Below are 20,469 nucleotides of genomic sequence, written 5' to 3' on the forward strand. Positions count from 1 at the left end.
GGGTTGCGCCTGCGCTCCATGGTCCGCCGGCTCCCAGTCTCGTCCAGGACTTGCGGTTTGCCGATCACGATCAAAGCGTTGGGCCAAGGCTCACGACAGACGGCTCAACCTTCCCCGCCGCCGCGCTCCGGTCCCGGCCGCTTGGCCAGCTTGCGCTGCAGCGAGCGCCGGTGCATGCCGAGCAGGCGCGCGGCGGCGGAAACGTTGCCGTCGGTTTCGTGCAGCGCCTGCTGAATGTGTTCCCACTGCAGCCGGCGCAGCGGGATCATGCCAGCGTCGTCAGGCAGCGCCGTGGCCGGCTCGCCGCGCAGCGCCCGCAGCAGCGCATCGGCGGTGACCGGCTTGGGCAGGTAGTCGTCGGCGCCGCGCTTGATCGCCTCGACCGCGGTGGCGACGCTGGCGTAGCCGGTCACCAGCAGGATGCGCATCTGCGGGTCGATCGCGCGCAACGGTTCGATCAGTGACAGGCCGGACTCGGCGCCGAGCTTCAGATCGAGCAGCGCGAAGGCGGGGCGCTCGCGGCGGGCGAGCGCGAGTGCGCCTTCGATGTCGGATGCGGTGACGCAATCGAGCCCATGGCGCTGCAGTGCGCGCTGCAGCGTGCGCAGGTACAGGGCGTCGTCGTCGACCAGCAGGCCCTTCACGATGGTTCTCCAGCATCCGGCAGCGGCACTTCGAAACTGACGCGCGCACCGTCGGCGGCCGAGGCGATCGACAGCGTACCGCCGAGCCGCTCGACGGTGGCGTGCGACAGCGCCAGGCCCATGCCCAGCCCGTCCGGCTTGTCGCTGCGGAACAGCGCCGGCAGCAATGCGTGGCCGGAGAATCCCTTGCCGTAATCGCGGATCTCGCCGCGCAGCCGCCGCGCGTCGGCCTCGATGCGCAGGTCGACGCGGTGCCCGCCGTTGGCTTCGCTGGCGTCGGCGGCGTTGTTGAGCAGCGCCAGCAACAGGTGCCCGATGCCGCGGTCGATTGCCAGCCCGCGCGGCCCGGTGCCGGAGCGGTTCAGTTCGACGCCCGGACGCACCAGCTGCCATTGCGCCAGCACGCGCTCGAGGTCGATATCGGAGGCGGTCTCCGGATCCGCCGGGCTGGCCAGCTCGCGCACGCGCCGTCGGCACACCTCGAGCAGTTCACGCATGCCGGCGAGGTCCTCGCCGGCGCTGGGCGGCAGTGGCTGCGCATCGAGTTCGTCGACCAGCAGCGTCAGCGTGCCCAGCGGGGTATTGAGTTCGTGCGCGACTGCGGCGGCGTGCGTGGCCAGGGCGAGGATGCCCTCGTCACGGGCGAAACGTTCGCGCATCGTCGCCAGTTCCCGCTCGCGGCTGTCGCGCGCGGCGACCAGGCGGGTGGAGAAGAACAGCACCACCGCCACCGACAGCACGAAGTTCGCCGCCATGCCCCACAGGTGCAGGTCGAAGTCGCTGCCGGAGACGTGCGGCAGCGGCTGGCCGAGCGCGGCCGCCAGCGCATAGCCGGCCATGCAGGCGGCCGCGGTGGCGAGCGTCCAGCGCGGTGGCAGCGCCAGCGCGGTCAGTGCGATCGGCAGCAGGAACAACGAGCCGAACGGATTGGCGATGCCGCCGGTCCAGCCGATGATCCAGGTCAGCACGCCGATGTCGACCAGCAGGTGCGCGAACGCCTCGGCGGCCGACGCGGGCCTGGTACGCGCGCAGCGCCACTGCGCGTACAGGTTGAATGCGGCCAACAGCAGCACCGCGCCCCACAGGCGGCTCCACGGCAATGCCATGTCCAGCGCCAGCGCGACCACCAACAGGGTCGATGCCTGGGTCGCGATCGCCACCCAGCGCAGTCCGCACAGGGTCTTCAGGAATGGGGTGGCCGCGGGCTGCATGGCCGATATGTTACCCAGCCGACGTGGCAAGCCTTCGTTGCGGGGTGGCGCCCGGCACATGCCGTCGCCGGGCCGTTGCGATTCCCATCGCCACGAGGGCGACAAGCCAGTGACGGTGTTTATCCCCTGGGGGGCAATGGAAGCCGCGACGGCGCTGCTGCGGAGCGCACGTGGCGACGGAACGCCCAGTCGCGACTCCCGTCGCTCCCTCGGCGAGGGAAGGCGCAGTCGCGGCGCCCTTTGCTGCCGCAAGCGCCGGACCTGGTCGATTCAGCCGGCGGAACACGAGGCAGGCACCGAGGCAGGTAAAATGCCCACATGTCCGTGCAACCGCCTCCCATCTCCCCCTGCCACGATCCGGCGTCGTTCGGACCCGCGCCGCGGCGCGCTACCCGGCAGGTGCACATCGGCGGGGTCGCCGTCGGTGGCGACGCGCCGGTGGTGGTGCAGTCCATGACCAATACCGACACCGCCGATGTCGCCGCGACCACGAAGCAGATCGGCGAGTTGTGGCGTGCGGGCTCGGAACTGGTGCGGATTACCGTCAACAATCCCAAATCCGCGGCGGCGGTGCCGCGGATCGCCGAACGGCTGGCGATGCAGGGCATCTCCGTGCCGATCATCGGCGACTTCCACTACAACGGCCACCAGTTGCTGGCCAACGAGCCGGCCTGCGCCGAGGCGCTGGCCAAGTACCGGATCAACCCCGGCAACGTCGGTTTCGGCAAGAAGAAGGACTTGCAGTTCGCGCAGCTGATCGAGTTCGCGCTGCGCTACGACAAGCCGGTGCGGATCGGCGCCAACTGGGGCTCGCTGGACCAGTCGCTGGCGACCCGGCTGATGGACGAGAACGCGCAGCGTCCCGAACCGTGGAGCGCCGCCCGCGTGCTGCGCGAGGCGCTGATCCGCTCGGCGCTCGACTCGGCGCAGCGTGCGGTCGAGCTGGGGCTGCCGGCCGAGCGCATCGTGCTCAGCTGCAAGGTCAGCGGCGTGCAGGAGCTGATCGCCGTGTACCGCGATCTCGCCACGCGCTCCGATTTCGCGCTGCACCTGGGACTGACCGAGGCCGGCATCGGCAGCAAGGGCATCGTTGCCTCCAGCGCCGCGTTGGCGGTGCTGCTGCAGGAGGGCATCGGCGACACCGTCCGCATCTCGCTCACGCCGGAGCCGGGTGCCCCACGCACGCAGGAGGTGGTGGTCGCGCAGGAGCTGCTGCAGACCCTGGGCCTGCGCGCGTTCACGCCGATGGTCACTGCGTGTCCCGGTTGCGGACGCACGACTTCGGAGTTCTTCCAGGAGCTGGCCGGACGCGTGCAGGAACACGTGCGCGCGAAGATGCCCGAATGGAAGATCAGCCACCCTGGCGCCGAGAACATGACCCTGGCGGTGATGGGCTGCGTGGTCAACGGCCCCGGCGAATCGCGCCACGCCGATATCGGCATCTCGCTGCCCGGCACCGGCGAGGCGCCGGCCGCACCGGTGTTCATCGACGGCCAGAAGTCGGTCACCCTGCGCGGCGAGCGCATCGCCGAGGAATTCGTCGCCCTGGTCGACGACTACGTCGAGCGGCGCTATGGCCGGCTTGCCGAAGCCGGCTGACCTTCCCGCGGTCCTTGCCACCGGCGTCCGCGCGGGCAGGCGGTTTCTAGGCGATCACGGCTGGGCCCTGCTGTTGCTGTTCGGCGGCGTGTTGCTGCCGATGTGGATGTTCTCGGAACTCGCCGACGAAATCCACGACGCCGAAGCGATTCCTTTCGACGAACCGTTGCTGCTGTTCGCGCACGCGCTGGCGCGGGAAGGCTTCGATCGCGTGTTCCTGTTCTTCTCCGCGATCGGCTATGACCGCGGGGTGGTGCCGTTCGACGTCGGCCTGGTAATCGTGCTGCTGGCGCTGCGCCGTTATCGCGAGGGGATCTTCGCGGCGATCGCGCTCGGCGGCTCGGCCCTGCTCAACGTCGCCGCCAAGCAGGTGTTCGCGCGCGAGCGCCCCGTGCTGTGGGAGTCGATCGCGCCCGAGGGCACCTACAGCTTTCCCAGTGGCCATGCGATGGGCTCGATGAGCCTGGCGCTGGTGCTGGTCCTGCTGGCCTGGCCCACGCGCTGGCGTTGGCCGGTGCTTGCCGCGATGGTGGTGTTCGTACCGATGGTCGGGCTCTCTCGGGTGTACCTGGGCGTGCATTACCCATCGGACATCCTCGCCGGCTGGGCGGCCGCCTCGATCTGGGTGGTCGGGGTATACCTGCTCCTGTTCCGCGGGCACCGTCGTCCCTGGTGGCGCCGCTGACGCGGCCCAGGCGACGGTTTCCCTTGTAGGAGGGGCTTCAGCCCCGACCGCGCCAAGCAGACCCATCGGTGGCGGTAACGATGGACGCGCCGCCGCGCGTTGCGCAGGGAAAAGAATGGCAGAGCGCATCTACTGTTGGCCTGCGCGGTCGGGGCTGAAGCCCCTCCTATAAGGGAGGTCTCGGGAATGCGCGCCCAGGCGGTGCGCCGGTGCTGCACCGCGAGAAGCGTGCGGCGCGGGAGGCGTGTAGAGTCGGACATGGCGTGGTCCCGCGGGACCGCGCCGCCCGGCGGACAGGGGCGCCGGTGAGTGTCGAGCCAATTGTCGCGATCGGCGGACATCCGGTGTTCCGGCTGTCCCGTCCCGATCGCTGTTGCCGATTCTTTCCGGGGAAACAACATGTCACGAATGAAGAAATGGGGTGCGGTGGCCGCGCTGCTGGCGCTCGCCGCCGTTGCGGGTGCCAGCACCCTCAAGTTCGGCGCCGCCGAGCGTGGCGCCTCCGCCGCCAACGTGGCGGTCGGCCAGGCGGGGACCGCGGTCGCCGCGAGTGCCGCCCAGTCCGCCGGCAACGCCGGCATCGCCAAGCCGGCCGTGGCGCCGGGCCGCGGCCGCGATGATGGCGGCACCTATCTGGTGGTGTTCCGCGAGCCTGCGCTCGGTGCCTATCGCGGCGGCGTGTCCGGCCTACCGGCACCACAGCGCAGCACCGGCGCGCGCGGCAAGCTGCGCCTGGACAGCCAGGGCGCACGCGCACGGAACTACGTGAGCTACCTGCGTGGCCGCCAGTTCGAGCTCGAGGGCGACATCGCCCGCGACATCGGCCGTCCGCTGGCGGTGCGCGAGCGCATGCAGCATGCGGTGAACGGCATCGTCGCCGACCTCGGCGGCGGCGAAGCCGACCGCATCCGCGAACGGTCCGACGTGCTGCTGGTCGAGGCGTACCGCGAGTACGTGATGGACACCGACACCGGTCCGGCCCTGATCGGCGCCGAGCCGGTCTGGGACGGCAGCAATCCCGGCGCCGCGGCGGCCTACCAGGGCGAGGGCATCGTGTTCGGTATCCTCGACTCGGGCATCAACTTCGGCAGCCCCTCGTTCGCGGAGCAAGATCCCGTGGACGGCTACCAGCACGTCAACCCGCTCGGCGCCGGCAACCATCTGGGCACCTGCGCCGCGGGCGAGGTGGACGACGGCCGCTGCAACGCCAAGCTGATCGGCGGTTACGATTTCGTCTGCGAAGCGCCGGCCAACCTGTGCGGCCAGGTCAACGTCCGCGAGGAGCCCGGCTTCGGTGACAGCAACGGCCACGGCAGCCATGTCGCTTCGACCGCGGGCGGCAACCGCCGCGACGTCGACTTCCGCGGCAACATGCGCCGGATCTCGGGCGTGGCGCCGCGCGCCAACATTGTCGCCTTCGACATCTGCTACACCAACACGGCCACCAATCAGGGCCTGTGCCCGAACGTGGCGGCCGTGGCCGCAATCGACCAGGCGATCGCCGACGGCGTGGTCGATGTCATCAACTATTCGATCGGCGGCGGTTCGCAGCCGTGGAGCGAGGCGGTCTCGCTGGCGTTCCTGGGCGCGGTCGATGCCGGTATCTATGTCGCCGCGTCCGCCGGCAACAGCGGCCCGGGCCCGAACACGATGGGCCACCTGGAGCCGTGGGTGTCCTCCACCGCCGCCGCCCAGCACGGTCGCGGCGCATTCGCGGTCCTGCTGCACGTCACCGGGCCGGCACCGGTGCCGGAGCCGCTGGCGCCGATGGTGTTGAACGAGGGCAGCAACGGCGTGCCGCACACCACGGCGATCCCGGGGACGACTCCGCTCATCGTCAGTACCGATTTCGACGGGGCCGAAGACGGTTGCGCCGCCTATCCCGAGGGCGCCTTTGCCGGCGCGATCGCGGTGATGCGCCGCGGCGGTTGCGCGTTCACGATCAAGACCGCCAATGCGGCCGCGGCCGGCGCGGTGGCGGCGGTGATCTCCAACAACGACGAGGGCGGGCTGATCCCCTCGGTGCCGGACACCACCATCCCGGCCTTCGGCATCACCCAGGCCGACGGCGACGCCCTGCGCGACTTTGCCTGGGCGCATCCCGACACCACCGCGATGATCGGATTCCCCGCGGTACCGCTGCCGAACACGGCCGATGCGCTGGGCGACTTCAGCTCGCGCGGGCCGGCCGGCAACTTCGATCTGCTCAAGCCGGACGTGACCGCGCCAGGCGTGAGCATCCTGGCGGTGGACGCGGGCACCACGATCACCGGCTTCGAACAGCTGGTCGGACTGAAGAACGGCACCTCGATGGCATCTCCGCACCAGGCCGGCGCCGCCGGACTGGTGCGCCAGGCGCGGCCGGACTGGACCATGCCCGAGATCAAGTCGGCGCTGGTGATGACCGCCAAGCAGGAGGTGTTCACCGAGGACGAGGTCACCCCGGCCGATCCGTTCGGTCGCGGCGGCGGCCGCATCCGCGTCGACCAGGCGATCAACGCCGGGCTGGTGCTGAACGAGACCGCCGACAATTATCTTGCCGCCAATCCGGCGGACGACGGCGATCCGGCCACGCTCAACCAGCCGAGCCTGGCCAGCGGGCGTTGCTTCCAAAGCTGCGTGTTCCTGCGCACCTTCCGCAACCCGACGCCGCGCGCGCAGGCGTTCCGGGCGGAACTGCAGGGACTGCAGGGCACGGTTACGCCGCGGATCGTCAAGGTTCCGGCCGGTGGCATGCGGACGGTGCGGATCATGGTCGACAGCGAGGCGTTGCCGCCGGACGGCAGCTGGCATTTCGGCACGGTGGTGCTGGCGCCGGCCGCGCAGCAGGCGGGCCCGACCTTGCGCCTGCCGGTGGCGGTGTCGGTGCCTCCGCCGGAGATCCAGCTGCCGGATCTCGTCCAGGTCTCGCTGGCCCAAGGCCAGATCGGGAGCGCGAACAGCCAGGTCGGCAACGTCGGCGGTTCCACCCTCAGCTACTCGGTCGACAACACCGGGATTGCCACGTTGAACCTGGCCGATGCCCCGCGCGGCGCCGTCAACAGCGGATTCAACAGCAGTTTCCTGACCGACAATGCCACCCCGGCGCTTTTCGCCAGCGACGACTTCACGCTGGCTGGGGCCACCACGCTGACGTCGATCTACACGGAAGGGTTCACGGCAGCGTCCGCGTCGCTGGCGGCCGTGACCTCGGAACTGACCTGGAGCATCTTCCCGGATGCGGATGGCGTTCCGGCGGGCAATCCGCAGACCTCTCCCAACGCAGCGGTCTGGCGCTATACGGCGGCGCCGACCAGTGCCGGGATCTCCATTGGCGGCTCGGGACAGATCAACAACGTCGGGCTGGACCTCCAGCAGGCTGGCCAGAGCGTCACTCTGCCGGCAGGGCGCTACTGGCTGGTGGTGAATGCACGGACGACCACCGCGAACCGCTGGCTCTGGTTCGCGTCGAACGACAGCAGTGGTGGCTTGATGACGATCACGCCGGGAGCGGCCGGTACCGGCGAGTGGACCGCCAACACGTCGTTCGGCGGCCTGGCGATGCGCATCGACGGGACGGTCGAATGCGGCGCGCCGTGGATGGGTGCTGCGGTTCCGGCGGCGGGCAGCCTGGCCCCGGGGGCGACGCGTCCGCTGCGTGCGACCGTGAGCAGCAGCGGCCTGTCGCCGGGCAGCTACACGGCGAACCTGTGCGTGGCCAGCAACGATCCGGCCACGCCGAAGGCGGCGGGGCCGATCCGGCTGACGGTCATGCCGTAGTCGGCAGTTCCATCGCGGTACCTGAGAGGGCCCGCCATCGGCGGGCCCTCTTTTTCTTTCCGGCCGCCTCCGTAGGAGCGCGCCATGCGCGCGATGCCGCGGGCATCGCGCCGCCCACGAATTCCGGAGACCAGCGCGCCTGCCGGTCCGGAATCGCGGCATCCGTCGGATCCGGCCAGCCCCGCGGTATCGCGCGCATGGCGCGCTCCTACGACGGCAATCCCGGGTGGGCTCATTCGCCCGGCTTGGCGGCCTCGATCGGGGCGCTGGTCGCGGCGCGGCGCGCCAGCTGCGCCTCGCGATGGGCGATGTAGGCGTTGGCGACGAAGATGATCGTCGCACCGGCGATGGTCCAGGCGTCGACGGTCTGCCCGAACAGCACCCAGCCGAACAGCGCCACCACCGGCAGCTGCATGAAGCTGATCGGGGTCAGCGCCGAGACCTCGCCGAGTTTCAGCGCCCGTGTCCACAGCATGTGGCCGCCGGTGCCGAGCACGCCGGAGGCGACCACCCAGATCCAGGTGACGCCCTGCGGCCATTCCCACACGGCTAGCGCCGGCAGCAGCGACATCGGCACCCAGAACAGCGTGGTCCAGATGACGATGCGGTCGGCGGGCTCGGTGCGCGAGAGCTCCTTGATCTGGATCGCCACCAGCCCGCTCAGCATCGCCGCGGCCACCGCGACCAGCATGCCGGGCGTGAACTCGCCGCTGCCGGGGCGCAGGATCACCAATACGCCGAGGAACCCGAGTCCGACAGCGGTCCAGCGTCGCGCACGCACCTGCTCGTGCAGGAAGATCACCGCGGCGATGGTGACGAAGATCGGGGTCGAGTAGGAGAGTGACACCGCCTGCGCCAGCGGCAGATTGCCGATCGCCCAGAACCCGCAGAACATCGACAGCATGCCGATCAGGCAGCGCACGAAATAGCGCGGCAGTTGCGCGGTCTTCAGGAAGCCGATCCCGCGGCCGCTGCGCATCAGCAGCGGCAACGCCGCCGCCAGGCCGAAGAAGTTGCGGAAGAACGCGATCTCGAACGTGTGCAGGGTTTCCGACGCCAGCCGGATCGCGATCACCATCATCGCGAAGAACAGGGTGCTGCCGAGCATCAGCAGGGCGGCGCGGGTGGGTTGGGGGATCGGCATCTGGATGGCTGTGGTAGGTCGGCTGGAGCGGTTGCTTGTCAGGTGTTTACGCGTGTCGCGGGAGTACTCCCTTTCCCGCTTGCGGGGCGAGGCCGCACCGCTTGCGCCACTGGCGCGAGCCGGGGCGCGGAGCGGGGTTGGGGTGAGGGTGCTCCTGGCGAGAGATCAAAAGCGCCCTCATCCGCCCCCCGACTAAAGCGCTCGGGGGCAGGCTCTACGGGCCCTCGCTCCGCGCCCCGGCCCTGCGCAGCGCGCAGGGCGCTCAGGCGTGCACGAGCCAATAGCTCGCAAGGCCGCACGCCTTCGCCCCGCAAGCGGGAGAAGGGAGCTATCAGCTGCCAGCACCGCCCGCCGCCGGAGCCGGCCGTCACCAGCTGTCGCCGACGATCCGCGGCTCGGGTTCCAGCGCGACACCGAAGCGCTCCGATACCGATGCCGCGATGCGGCGGGCGAGGTCGAGCAACTGTGCGCCGCCGGCGGCGCCGTGGTTGACCAGCACCAGCGCGTGGCGCTCGGAGACGCCGGCATCGCCCTCGCGGTGGCCCTTCCAGCCGCAGGCGTCGATCAGCCAGGCAGCCGAAAGCTTGCGGCTGGCGTCGTCGCCGCCGGGGAATGCCGGCAGGGCAGGGTGCGCGCGTTGCAGCGCCTCCGCCTGCGCCAGCGGTACGATCGGATTCTTGAAGAAGCTGCCGGCATTGCCGGTTACCGCCGGATCCGGGAGCTTGCGCCTGCGGATCCGGCAGACGGCCTCGGCGACCTGCGAGGCAGTCGGCTGGTCGATGCCCATGGCGGCGAGTTCGGCGCCGACGCCGGCGTAGTCGAGCCGCGGCACCGGCGTGCGCGTGAGCACGAACTCCACCGCGGCGACCACGTGCCGCTCCGGCTCGCGCTTGAAGCGGCTGTCGCGATAGGCGAACCCGCAGGCATCGCGGTCGAACCGGCGCAAGGTCCGGTCGCCGCGATCGAAGGCTTCGACTACGTCGATGCGCTCGCGCACCTCGACGCCGTAGGCGCCGATGTTCTGGATCGGCGCGGCGCCGACGGTGCCCGGGATCAACGCCAGGTTCTCCAGCCCGGCCAGGCCGCGGCTGAGCGTCCACAGCACCAGCGTGTGCCAGTCGACGCCGGCATCGGCGCGCACGATCGCGGTGTCGCCGTCGTCGGCCAGCACGCGGATCTCCTGGCCACCGAGCGCCAGCACCGCACCGGGGGGATCGCCGGCGAACAACAGGTTGCTGCCGCCGCCGAGCACCAGCACCGGGCCGTCGCGCAGCATCGCGTTGCCGAACAGCTCCGGCAACGCCGCGGCGTCGCGCACCTCCACCAGCATCTCCGCGGTGGCGGGCACGCGGAAGGTGTTGCGCGCCTGCAGCGGGGCGCGCTCGGCCAGTCGATAGGCGGGACTCATGCCGCACTCGGGGGAAGGTTGCCGCGGCTCGGCGCTTCCTTGCGGCGCCGGATCGCGTCCGCGCATTCGCCGATCAATTCCGGGCCGCGATAGATCAGCCCGGTGTAGACCTGCACCAGGCTGGCGCCGGCCGCCATCTTCTTGACCGCGTCGGCGCCGGAGAGGATCCCGCCGACGCCGACCAGCGGAATCGATTCGGGCAGGCGCGTGCGCAGCATGCGCAGGACCGCGGTCGACTTGTCCATCAGCGGCGCGCCCGACAGGCCGCCGGTCTCGCGCGCGCGTGGGTCCTCCTGCACGGCGATGCGCGAGACGGTGGTGTTGGTGGCGATCACCCCGTCCACCTGCAGGTCCGACAGCACCCGGGCGGCGGCCGCGATGTCCTCGTCGCTGAGGTCGGGCGCCATCTTGACCAGCATCGGCACCCGCCGGCCGTGCCGTGCGCCCAGCCGCTCCTGTGCCTCGCGCAGGGTGCCGACCAGGCGCCGCAGCGCCTGTTCCTCCTGCAGCTCGCGCAGGCCGGCGGTGTTGGGCGAGGAGATGTTGACGGTCAGGTAGTCGGCCAGCGGGTAGACCCGCTCCAGGCAGTGCAGGTAGTCGCGTCCTGCGTCCTCGTTCGGCGTGTCCTTGTTCTTGCCGATGTTGATGCCGAGCAGGCCGGCGCGGCGGCGCGCGCGGCCGACGTTGGCGACCAGCGCGTCGACGCCGTCGTTGTTGAAGCCCAGCCGGTTGATGATGGCGCGGTGCCGGGGCAGGCGGAACATCCGCGGCTTCGGATTGCCCGCCTGCGGCCTAGGGGTCACCGTGCCGACCTCGACGAAGCCGAAACCGAGCGCCAGCAGCGCGTCGACATGGGCGCCGTTCTTGTCCAGGCCGGCGGCCAGGCCGACGGGATTGGGGAAGGTCAGGCCGAAGGCCTGCACCGGGAACGCGCGGCGGCGCCCACTCAGCAGCGGATTGAGACCGCTGCGCCAGGCCGCTTCCAGCGCCGCGAAGGTCAGCGCATGCGCCCGTTCCGGATCCAGGCGGAACAGCAACGGACGGGCGACGCCGTACATGTCAGTCCAGCATCCCCAGCCACGCCAGGCCGCCGAAGAACAGCACCAGCGTGGTCAGCAGCACCAGCGACAGGACGATCATCGTGTAGCCGAGGATCAGCCCGGCCAGCGCCAGGCCGTCGCCCTCGTAGCGCTCCGGTGCGCGCCGGATCTCGGCGCGCGCCAGATGCCCGGTGACCACCGCGACCAGGCTGGCCATCAGCGGAAACGGCAACACCCCCAATATGCCCGAGATCAGGCTGATCACCGCCAGCGGGTGGCTCTGTCGCATCGGTGTGCTCATGGCTCGCCTCGGGTCAGGGGGATAAGGTTGCTCAGAGTTCGAACTTGATTCCCTGCGCCAGCGGCATCGCGTCCGAGTAGTTGATGGTATTGGTCTGCCGGCGCATGTAGGCCTTCCATGCGTCGGAACCCGACTCCCGGCCACCGCCGGTCTCCTTCTCGCCGCCGAAGGCGCCGCCGATCTCGGCGCCGGAGGTGCCGATGTTGACGTTGGAGATGCCGCAGTCGGAACCGGCTGCGGACAGGTAGGCCTCGGAGACCTTGAGGTTGGTGGTGAAGATCGCCGACGACAGGCCCTGCGGCACGGCGTTCTGCATGGCGATGGCCTCGTCCAGGTCCTCGTACTTCATCACGTACAGGATCGGGGCGAAGGTCTCGGTCTGCACGATCTCGCTGTCGTTGTCCAGGCCGGTGATCAGGGTCGGCAGCACGAAGTTGCCCTTGCGGTCGCTCAGTGCCGCGCCGCCGCTGGCGATGGTGCCGCCGGCTGCCTTGGCCTTCTCGATCGCGGCCAGGTACGCCTGCACGCCCTCGGCGCTGTTCAGCGGACCCATCAGGTTGGCCGGGTCGGTGGGGTCGCCGATGCGCTTCTCGACCTGCTTGTAGCCGGCGACCAGCTTCTCCAGCACGGTGTCGTAGATCGAGGCGTGCACGATCAGGCGCCGGGTGGAGGTGCAGCGCTGGCCGGCGGTGCCGACCGCGCCGAACACGATCGCCGGGATCGCCAGCGCGAGGTCGGCGCTCTGCTCGACGATGATGGCGTTGTTGCCGCCCAGTTCCAGCAGCGAACGGCCCATGCGCCTGGCGACGCGCTCGCCGACCTGGCGGCCGACCTTGGTCGAGCCGGTGAAGCTGATCAGCGGAATGCGGCGGTCGTCGACGAACTGCTGCGCCAGCTCGGTGCCGGCGTCGTTGATCAGGAAGAAGATGTCGGGGAATCCGCCTTCCTTCAGCGCGGCATTGCAGATCTTCATCGACGCGATCGCCGACAGCGGCGTCCGCGGCGACGGCTTCCAGATGCAGATGTCGCCGCAGGCCGCGGCCACGAACGCGTTCCACGCCCACACCGCCACCGGGAAGTTGAACGCGCTGATGATGCCCACCAGGCCGACCGGGTGCCACTGCTCGTACATGCGGTGGCCGGGGCGCTCGCTGTGCATGGTCAGGCCGTAGAGCTGGCGCGACAGGCCGACGGAGAACTCGCCGATGTCGATCATCTCCTGCACCTCGCCGTCGCCCTCGGGCTTCGACTTGCCCATCTCCAGGGCGACCAGCGAGCCGAGCGCATCCTTGTTGCGGCGCAGGGCGTCGGCGCACAGGCGTACGGCCTCGCCGCGGCGCGGCGCCGGCGTCGTGCGCCAGACCTTGAAGGCGGCCTGGGCGCGCGCGACGACGGTCTCGTAGTCGGCCTGCGACGTGCCCCGCACCTGCGCCAGCACCTCGCCATCGGTCGGATTGACCGGCTCCAGCAGGCCGGCGGAGGTGTCGTTCGACCACTCGCCGTTGCCGAGGTAGGTGCCGGATTCGTTGCCGGTGAGGTCGAGGGCGGTAAGGACGGGATGAGGCATCAAGAGCTCCTGTGAAGCGAGAAGTGAGTGGAGAGGAGTGAGAAATGAGTGGGAGCGATCTCTCTCCCGCGTCCATGACGGCAGGAAGAGGGCGGACGCGAGAGCAGACTGCTTTCTCTCGTTTCTCACTCCTCTCCACTCACTCCTCGCCTTCTGGCGACCCCGGCACGATTCGAACGTGCGACCTTCCCCTTAGGAGGGGGATGCTCTATCCAGCTGAGCTACGGGGCCGTAGCCGGGCATTTTCGCACGGAGGCGACGCTTTCCCAAACGGAACCCCGCTTGCGGCCAGGTGTGGCGCGTTATCCACGCGGTCCATCTCCAGGCCGGGCCGCGGCGGATGCGGCGGCCGGATCCGCCCGGGACGCGGACTCGGGATGAAGGCGTTCCGGCCCGGGTCGCGGATCGGCTATGGGACTGCGGAGACGATCGGCGGGACGGATCGGCGTGGTTCCGGCGCGTGCCGTGCGTCTTCCGGCGCCGGCCGCGGAATCGCCAGGTAGACGGTGCTCCATAGCTGCGCGGCGTTGGATTCGTCGGCATCGCCGCTGCTCTGGCCGAAGGGTTCGATGCGATAGCGGCCGGCGGCGTACGACCAGGACCACAGCTCCGAGGTGCGCATCGCCCGGGTGGCGTCGATCACGCGCCACAGGCGTCGCTGCGCGTCGCGCAGGCGCGTGCGGGCGGCGGCGGGCAGGTCATCGCGCTGCAGCTGGCGCGCCAGCCCGGCGGCCAGCAGGGCCTGCTGCCATGACCAGACGACGGTGCCGTGATAGGCGGTGCGGCCGAATTTCGCGGCGGTGCCGGCGCCGGCATAGGCCGGGTTGGCGACCAGCAGGCCCGCGCCAGTCAGCAGGCCGGCCGGGAAGGGGCGCAGCATGGTTTCGACCATCGTGACCAGGGCATCGGCTTCAGGCTCCAGGAACAGCAGGGCGAAACCGCCGTCCGAATGCAGGACCGGGATCGGCCTGCCTTCCGCATCCAGCGCCAGCGCATCGAAGCGCAGTCCGGCGTGCGGAACGCTGGCCAGCACCGGCGCCGGATCGACACCCTGCGCCTCGGCATGGCGGACGATCGCCTCGCGGGCCGCCGCCGCCGTCAGCGTCGTCCGGAATAGCGGCGGGGCCTGACGCGACCAGACGGCGGCCTGGTCGCGGGCGGTGGAAAATGCCTGTCGCTGCTCCGCGGTGGCATAGGGCTTCAGCAAGGCGGTTCGCTGGAAGCGTGCGATCGCATCGAGCGCCGCCGGCATCAACACCGCGTTGACGTCGTAGGGGGTGCGGCCGCTGGCCAGTCCCTCCTGGCTGTCGCGCCACTGCCCGGTGTCGCGGCCCGGCTTGAGCGAGAGCAAGTGACCGGTGACGGGTCGTCGCGAGAACGCCCGCGCCGACCGAAGAACGCAGTCGAAGTTGCGCGCCAGCGCCGCGCCGAGCGGCTCGCCGGCCGCGGTCGTGCGCGCGAGGAACGCGGCGGCGCGGGTACGGCCCTGTGGGCGGTCGAGCAAATAGGCCGCGGCCACGGGCGCCAGCATCAGGTCGTCGTCGATCATGGCGTAGTCGTAGATCGGCATGTCGTCCGTCGCGGCTCTCGGGGCATCGTCCTCGCGCCGGCGCAGGAGGGCGAATTCGCCGATGTCCTCCTCATGCGCCACCTCGCCCCGCGCGTCGAGCCGCTCGAGCACGGAAGCCAGGCCGTCCTCGATCGCCGCTGGCTGCAAGTCCGGCAGCAACAGCCGCAGCGCCATCAGCGTGTCGCGGCCGAAGTACGTATTGAAGCGCCAGGACCCGGCGAGGAACTTCTCGCGATAGCTCAGGAACTGCAGCGCCTGGCGACTGCGTGGATCACGACTGGCAACCGCGCCGAACAGGTCCTGCGCCGCGATCGGAGTGAGCGGCTGTTCGCCGGTGAGCGCGGTGATGCGCAGGCGCAGCGGTTCGCCTTTGCGCGTCGGTGCCAGCACCAGCGGCGTGCCGTCGCCGCCATCAACACGGCCGTCGAGCAGTTCGATCGAGATCGCATAGCCGGGCGCGCCGTCGATGCGCGCCCGTGCCCAGGTCACGCCGTGCGCCGATACCCGTGCGGGTGTGGCGACCGCCGTCGGATACGCGGTCCCGAGCTGGAAATCGCGCAGCACGCGCACGCTGCCCAGCACCGCGTCGCGGACCACCAGCCGGTCGGCGTCGACGCTCGCTTCCGCCGCGATGCCGCGCAGGAGCCGGCCCGACGCATCGGACCGCTGGATTCCCTCCATTTCGCCCAGCGTCCATCGCACCGGTACGGGGCTCTCCTCGAACCACACGCCGACGCCGCTGTTGCCGGCCGGAAACGCGACCAGCAGGCGCGGTTGCCGGCCGGAACTGAGCAACAAATGCGCCGCGACGGGTCCTTGTCGGTGAAAGGCGTTGAGCACGTCGCCTTCCGCCACCCGGAACTGCAGCGGTGCATCGCCGTCGCCGGCGGAGGCGAGGCCGGGCGCCAGCGAAAGGAGCAGGGCCAGCAGCCATCGCTTCATGGCGGTGAGGCGCTCGGGTGGTGGCATTGACCGATGTGCGCGTCCGTCACCACATGTATTTCACCTGCGCATTGACTTCGCGGCCCTCGAGCGGGCGCGCCAGCAGCACGCCGTCGGTACCGGCGGCGCTGCCGAAGATGCGCGAGTTGCTTTCGGTCAGGCCCAGCTGGTTGGTCATGTTGGTGCCACGCACGTTGAACTGCCAGTGCATGCCGATGTTGGCGGTCACCCCGAAGTCCCAGGTGTGGTACGACCCCAGCTGCTGCAGCCCGGACTGGTCCTGGGTGTGATCGCCGACGTGGGTGTAGGTGACGTACGGCAGGACGTCGCCCCAGCCGAAAACGAAGCGGTAGCTGGGCGTGAACATGTAGCGCAGCTTGGGCTGGCGCTGCAGCTGCTTGCCTTCGATCGGCTCGCAGGCGTCCTCGCCGTTGACGTCGACGTATTCGATGCAGGCGTCGTAATCGGTGTACTCGCCGTCAAGGTAGTTGGCGACCAGCTGCAGGCGCAGGTTCTCGACCGGCGTCACGGCGCCGATGAAGTTGACGCCCCAGGAGTCGGAGCCGTAGATCAGCGGGCGGCCCACCGGTGTACCGGCGTTGTCGGTCGGCTGGTAGGGCAGGCCGCTGAACCTGCGGCGGTAGGCGCTGACGTCGGCGTACAGCAGGTCCGACTGGTACTTGAAGCCGATCTCGTAGTTACGGATCTTGTGCAGCGGCGGGAAGTCGCCGTCGGTGGTGCCGCGGATGCCGTTGTCGAAATCGACGAAGTGTCCGCCGGTATTGACGCGGCCGTACGCCGACATGCGCTCGGTGAAGGAATAGTTGGCGCCGGCCGTCCACGACGGATGGGTCTTGTCGTAGCGGATCCTGGCGTAGGTGCCGTCGCAGACGGGAACGTGATTATCGTATTCGGTCAACGGGTCTCCGTCCAAGTCGACGAAATCCGTCACCCCGTCATCGTCGGCATCTTCATCGTTTTGGAAATTGCAGACGTTGTTGGTCGCGTCTTGGTTCTCGACGCGCCCGGACAGGTCCAGCAGCCACTTGCCGATGCGCCAGGTGTCGGACAGGTACAGGGCGGTGTTGGTGGCGCGCCCGTGCTGGGCGATGTTGAAGGTGCCGTAGTCGAGCAGGCCCTGGTCGTCGGTGCGCTGGCGGACGTTGCCGTCAGCGTCGACGTAGCTGACGGTGATCGGCGTGGCGTTGGGCTCGTTGGTCATCAGCATCTGGTTGCCGAGCGCCCACCTGTCGTCCATGGTGTAGTGGTTGACATACAGCCCGAGGGTGAGGGTATTGCCCTCGAACAGCTCCTTGCTTAGGCGGAAGTCGTTGTTGATGCTCTTCAGGTGCTTGTGGATGTGCCACCAGCCCTGCGCGATCACGCTCTGGCCGCCCGGTACCGTGCCACCACCGACATAGGTGGCGGTGGCCGAGCCGGCCGGCAGCTCGAGTCCGCCCGGGGTGCCGAGGGTGTACAGCATGTCGTCCAGCGTCGCCGGGTTGTTGCCGGAGAACAGGGCGTTGGTGTCGGCATCGCCTTCATCGAACAGGAACCGGTCGCTGATCGACCAGCCGTTGTCGAACTCATACTCGAAGTTGCCGCCGAAGAAGAAGAACTTCGCCCCGCGGCCATCGGCCAGGTCTGCTTCCGTGCCGCCGCCCGGGTAGCCGGGCAGGCGCACGTGCTGGATGGCGCGGCTGTAGTAGGTGTCCTTCAGTGGATCGAAGCCGGGATAGGCGCTGAAACGGTCCTCGCCGCTCTGGATCAGCGGGATCGGCGTGATGAACTGGTTCTTGTCGTTGAGATAGCGCGCGTACAGCACCAGGCTGCCCCGGTCGAAGTCGTGCGCCAGGGTGGCGGTCAGCTGGCCGCCCTCGTCGGCCTTGAACTCGGGATTGCGCACACCGTCGGAACTGCGCCAGAAGCCGCCGAAGCTGCCGTACCAGCCGTCGGCGAGCTTGAAACCGGAGAATCCATCCAGCCGCCACAGGCCCTCGTTGCCGTAGGTCAGTCCGACGCCGCCAGTCGGCACCTCGCTGCCGGTCTTGAGGAAGAAGTTGGCCGTGGCGCCCATCTGCCCATCGGCGAACACGACCGACGGGCCACCCTGCAGGATCTCGACCGATTCGATGGTGTCGTCGAGCCGGAACAGCGAGGTGGTCTCGAAGAACGACAGCGTCGGCATGCCGTACAGCGGCGAGCCCATCAGCAGCGTGGAGAAGTAGGGCGCATCGCCACCGCCGGGAAAGCCGGCGATCTCGATGTTGGCGCCGGTCTGGCCGCCGGTCGATTCGGGCCACATGCCCGGGGAGATCTTCAGCAGGTCGGCGGTGCTCTTGGGGTTCGACTGTCTGATCTCCTCGGCGCTGGCGGTGACGATGTTGTAGCTCGCCTCCAGCTTGGTCACGCCGCCCGCGGCGCTGCCGGTCACGACCACGGTGTCGAGTGTGGTCGCCCGGTCCGTGGTCGCTTGTGCCGCACTGTCCTGTACGGGCGCGTCGCTCGGCGCGGGCTGCGTCTGCGCCTGTGCCAGGACGGGTAACAGCGTCACGGCGATCGCAACCGAAAGCGCATGGCGGGTGCTGTCGAGGCGGTTCATGGGCTCCTCCGGATGTGATGTTGTCAACGCCCGGCGCTACGCGCAGGCAACGGCGGCAACGCTCCGCACAGGTGCGAGACACCGGTCGGCGGGCGCAGGTCCACACACAGGCCGTGAATCGTTCCACAACGGCCGCGGAGGAGAGTTGCGGTTCTACAGCGTGAAAACAGCGTGAAACACGGGATGTCCGCGCGGAATCACCTGCCATATCGTTATGCTGAGGGCGGACATCCAACCCATGACGCACGGAGACGAGTCGATGGCGGACGACAGGATCGCGGCTTCTGCAATGCGCCGCACGAGCGCGACGGCATGGATACTGCTGCTCTGGCTGTCGCTGCAGGCGCCGGCGATGGCCGGCATCTGCGTTCCCGGCCTGCCGCAGCTCTACGGCGAGTTGTTCGAGGATGCGCAGGAGGTCCTGACCGACAAGAAGGCCTTCGTGGACGCGACGCCGAAGCAGCCGCCGGCCGGCATCGCCGCCGAGTACGAGAATGTCCGCGACACGCCCGGCTTCGACCTGCACGCCTTCATCGCCGAGCAGTTCGTCATGCCCCCGCTGGCGGGCGACGATTACCGCACCGACCCGGACCACGACGTGCGCGAGCACATCGATGCCCTATGGGGCGTGCTGGAGCGAAAGCCCGGAACCGCGGATACACGGACCTCGCTGCTGCCGCTGCCGCATCGCTACATCGTGCCCGGCGGCCGTTTCGACGAGATCTACTACTGGGATTCCTATTTCACGATGCTGGGCCTGGAGGAGAGCGGCCGCCATGACCTGGTCGTCGACATGGTGAAGAACTTCGCCTGGCTCATCGACCGCTACGGCCACATCCCGAACGGCAACCGCACCTACTACCTGAGCCGCTCGCAGCCGCCGTTCTTCGCCGCCATGGTCAACCTGCTCGCCGAACGCGACGGGCCGTCGGTGTTGTCGACCTACCTGCCGCAACTGGCCCGGGAATATGCATTCTGGATGCAGGGCAGCGAGCGGCTCGCGCCGGGCCAGGCGCATCGGCGCGTCGTGCGGCTGGCGGACGGATCGCTGCTCAATCGCTACTGGGACGATTGCGACACGCCGCGCGAGGAAAGCTACGGACGCGATGTCGAGACCGCGATGGCCTCCGGCCGCCCCGCCACGGAGGTCTACCGCAACCTGCGCGCCGGCGCCGAGAGCGGCTGGGACTACAGCTCGCGCTGGTTCGCCGACGGCGAGACCTTGGCCACCATCCGCACCGTCGAGATCGTGCCGCCTGATCTGAACAGCCTGCTCTACCATCTCGAGCGCACGCTCGCCGAGGCCTACGGCGTTGCCGGGCAGCCTGACGACGCGGTACGGCTGCAGAAGCGCGCCGACGAGCGCAAGGCCGCGATGCGGCGTCATCTCTGGCATGCCGGGATCGGCGTGTTCGCGGACTACTTGTGGCAGGAAGGGCGACCGACCGACAGCGTCACCGCCGCCACGCTCTATCCGCTGTTCTTCGGCATCGCCGACCGCCGCCAGGCCGCGCAGGTGGCGTCCCGCGTGCGCGCTTCGTTGCTGCAGCCGCACGGGCTGGCGGCGACGACCGTCCGTACCGGCGAACAATGGGATATGCCCAATGGCTGGGCGCCCCTGCAATGGATCGCGATCCAAGGCCTGGACGACTACGGCGAGAAGGAGCTCGCCGCTTCGATCGCCGAGCGCTGGATCCGCCACAACCTCGCCGTGTTCCGGGAAACGGGCAAGCTGGTCGAGAAATACGACGTCACCGGCACGGGTGGCGCCGGCGGCGGCGGCGAATACGAAACGCAGGACGGATTCGGCTGGACCAATGGCGTGCTGCGCAAGCTCATGGCGCTGTACCCGGCGGCCGCGACATCCGGGGCTGCGGAGCCGGTCGGCAAGGCGAATGCGACAGCGATATCTCCCGTGGCGGCCGTCGCCCGAACGGAATAGGGGTCGCCGTCATGACGGCGCCGGATGCGACCGGCGCCATAGGAAATGCCTCTGG

General features: G+C 69.5%; 13 protein-coding genes and 1 tRNA gene. 4 read left to right on the top strand and 10 right to left on the bottom strand.

Features of this window, described 5'->3' with window-relative positions; all coding sequences use genetic code 11:
- Nucleotides 1-104: 104 nt before the first annotated feature.
- Nucleotides 105-644: a response regulator transcription factor gene (locus FXO19_RS01520; protein WP_255516227.1), complete on the bottom strand. Its 540-nt coding sequence runs from the start codon at nucleotides 642-644 to the stop codon at nucleotides 105-107.
- Nucleotides 641-1,855, bottom strand: coding sequence for an ATP-binding protein (locus tag FXO19_RS01525; RefSeq protein WP_149193286.1), 1,215 nt, complete (start codon nucleotides 1,853-1,855; stop codon nucleotides 641-643). The genes FXO19_RS01520 and FXO19_RS01525 overlap by 4 nt, the downstream gene beginning before the upstream one ends.
- A 318-nt stretch (nucleotides 1,856-2,173) precedes the next feature.
- On the opposite strand from FXO19_RS01525, the gene ispG reads away from it, so the two are divergent.
- The 3 genes from ispG (at nucleotide 2,174) to FXO19_RS01540 (ending at nucleotide 7,898) form a co-directional block, all read left to right on the top strand.
- Nucleotides 2,174-3,454, top strand: coding sequence for a flavodoxin-dependent (E)-4-hydroxy-3-methylbut-2-enyl-diphosphate synthase (gene ispG, locus FXO19_RS01530; RefSeq protein WP_149193287.1), 1,281 nt, complete (start codon nucleotides 2,174-2,176; stop codon nucleotides 3,452-3,454).
- Between the two features lie 100 nt (nucleotides 3,455-3,554).
- On the top strand, nucleotides 3,555-4,139 hold the full coding sequence (locus tag FXO19_RS01535; protein ID WP_425481433.1) for a phosphatase PAP2 family protein: 585 nt from the start codon (nucleotides 3,555-3,557) through the stop codon (nucleotides 4,137-4,139).
- 399 nt (nucleotides 4,140-4,538) lie between these two features.
- Complete coding sequence (locus FXO19_RS01540) at nucleotides 4,539-7,898, top strand: S8 family serine peptidase (protein ID WP_149193289.1); 3,360 nt, start codon at nucleotides 4,539-4,541, stop codon at nucleotides 7,896-7,898.
- A 232-nt stretch (nucleotides 7,899-8,130) separates the two neighbouring features.
- On the opposite strand, the gene FXO19_RS01545 is transcribed toward FXO19_RS01540, so the two are convergent.
- From FXO19_RS01545 to FXO19_RS01580, 8 genes are all read right to left on the bottom strand, one after another.
- Nucleotides 8,131-9,042, bottom strand: coding sequence for a DMT family transporter (locus tag FXO19_RS01545; RefSeq protein ID WP_149193290.1), 912 nt, complete (start codon nucleotides 9,040-9,042; stop codon nucleotides 8,131-8,133).
- Nucleotides 9,043-9,409: 367 nt separating this feature from the next.
- Nucleotides 9,410-10,450: a UDP-N-acetylmuramate dehydrogenase gene (murB, locus tag FXO19_RS01550; RefSeq protein WP_149193291.1), complete on the bottom strand. Its 1,041-nt coding sequence runs from the start codon at nucleotides 10,448-10,450 to the stop codon at nucleotides 9,410-9,412.
- Nucleotides 10,447-11,508, bottom strand: a complete 1,062-nt coding sequence (locus FXO19_RS01555) for a quinone-dependent dihydroorotate dehydrogenase (RefSeq protein ID WP_149193292.1) — start codon at nucleotides 11,506-11,508, stop codon at nucleotides 10,447-10,449. The genes murB and FXO19_RS01555 overlap by 4 nt, the downstream gene beginning before the upstream one ends.
- A gap of 1 nt (nucleotide 11,509) precedes the next feature.
- Complete coding sequence (locus FXO19_RS01560) at nucleotides 11,510-11,791, bottom strand: DUF4190 domain-containing protein (protein ID WP_149193293.1); 282 nt, start codon at nucleotides 11,789-11,791, stop codon at nucleotides 11,510-11,512.
- Nucleotides 11,792-11,822: 31 nt separating this feature from the next.
- Nucleotides 11,823-13,358, bottom strand: coding sequence for an L-piperidine-6-carboxylate dehydrogenase (gene amaB / locus FXO19_RS01565; RefSeq protein WP_149193294.1), 1,536 nt, complete (start codon nucleotides 13,356-13,358; stop codon nucleotides 11,823-11,825).
- A gap of 154 nt (nucleotides 13,359-13,512) precedes the next feature.
- Nucleotides 13,513-13,589, bottom strand: a tRNA-Arg gene (locus tag FXO19_RS01570).
- A 178-nt stretch (nucleotides 13,590-13,767) separates the two neighbouring features.
- Nucleotides 13,768-15,870: a hypothetical protein gene (locus tag FXO19_RS01575; RefSeq protein ID WP_187775581.1), complete on the bottom strand. Its 2,103-nt coding sequence runs from the start codon at nucleotides 15,868-15,870 to the stop codon at nucleotides 13,768-13,770.
- A gap of 46 nt (nucleotides 15,871-15,916) precedes the next feature.
- Entirely contained in the window at nucleotides 15,917-18,472 is a 2,556-nt protein-coding gene (locus tag FXO19_RS01580; protein ID WP_149193295.1) for a TonB-dependent receptor, read from the bottom strand.
- 289 nt (nucleotides 18,473-18,761) lie between these two features.
- Here FXO19_RS01580 and treF point away from each other — a divergent pair, with 289 nt between their 5' ends.
- On the top strand, nucleotides 18,762-20,414 hold the full coding sequence (treF, locus tag FXO19_RS01585; protein ID WP_223115403.1) for an alpha,alpha-trehalase TreF: 1,653 nt from the start codon (nucleotides 18,762-18,764) through the stop codon (nucleotides 20,412-20,414).
- Nucleotides 20,415-20,469 lie beyond the last annotated feature (55 nt).

Origin of the sequence: Luteimonas suaedae, assembly GCF_008312895.1 — a bacterium.
In the GTDB taxonomy this organism is placed as follows: Bacteria; Pseudomonadota; Gammaproteobacteria; order Xanthomonadales; family Xanthomonadaceae; genus Luteimonas; species Luteimonas suaedae.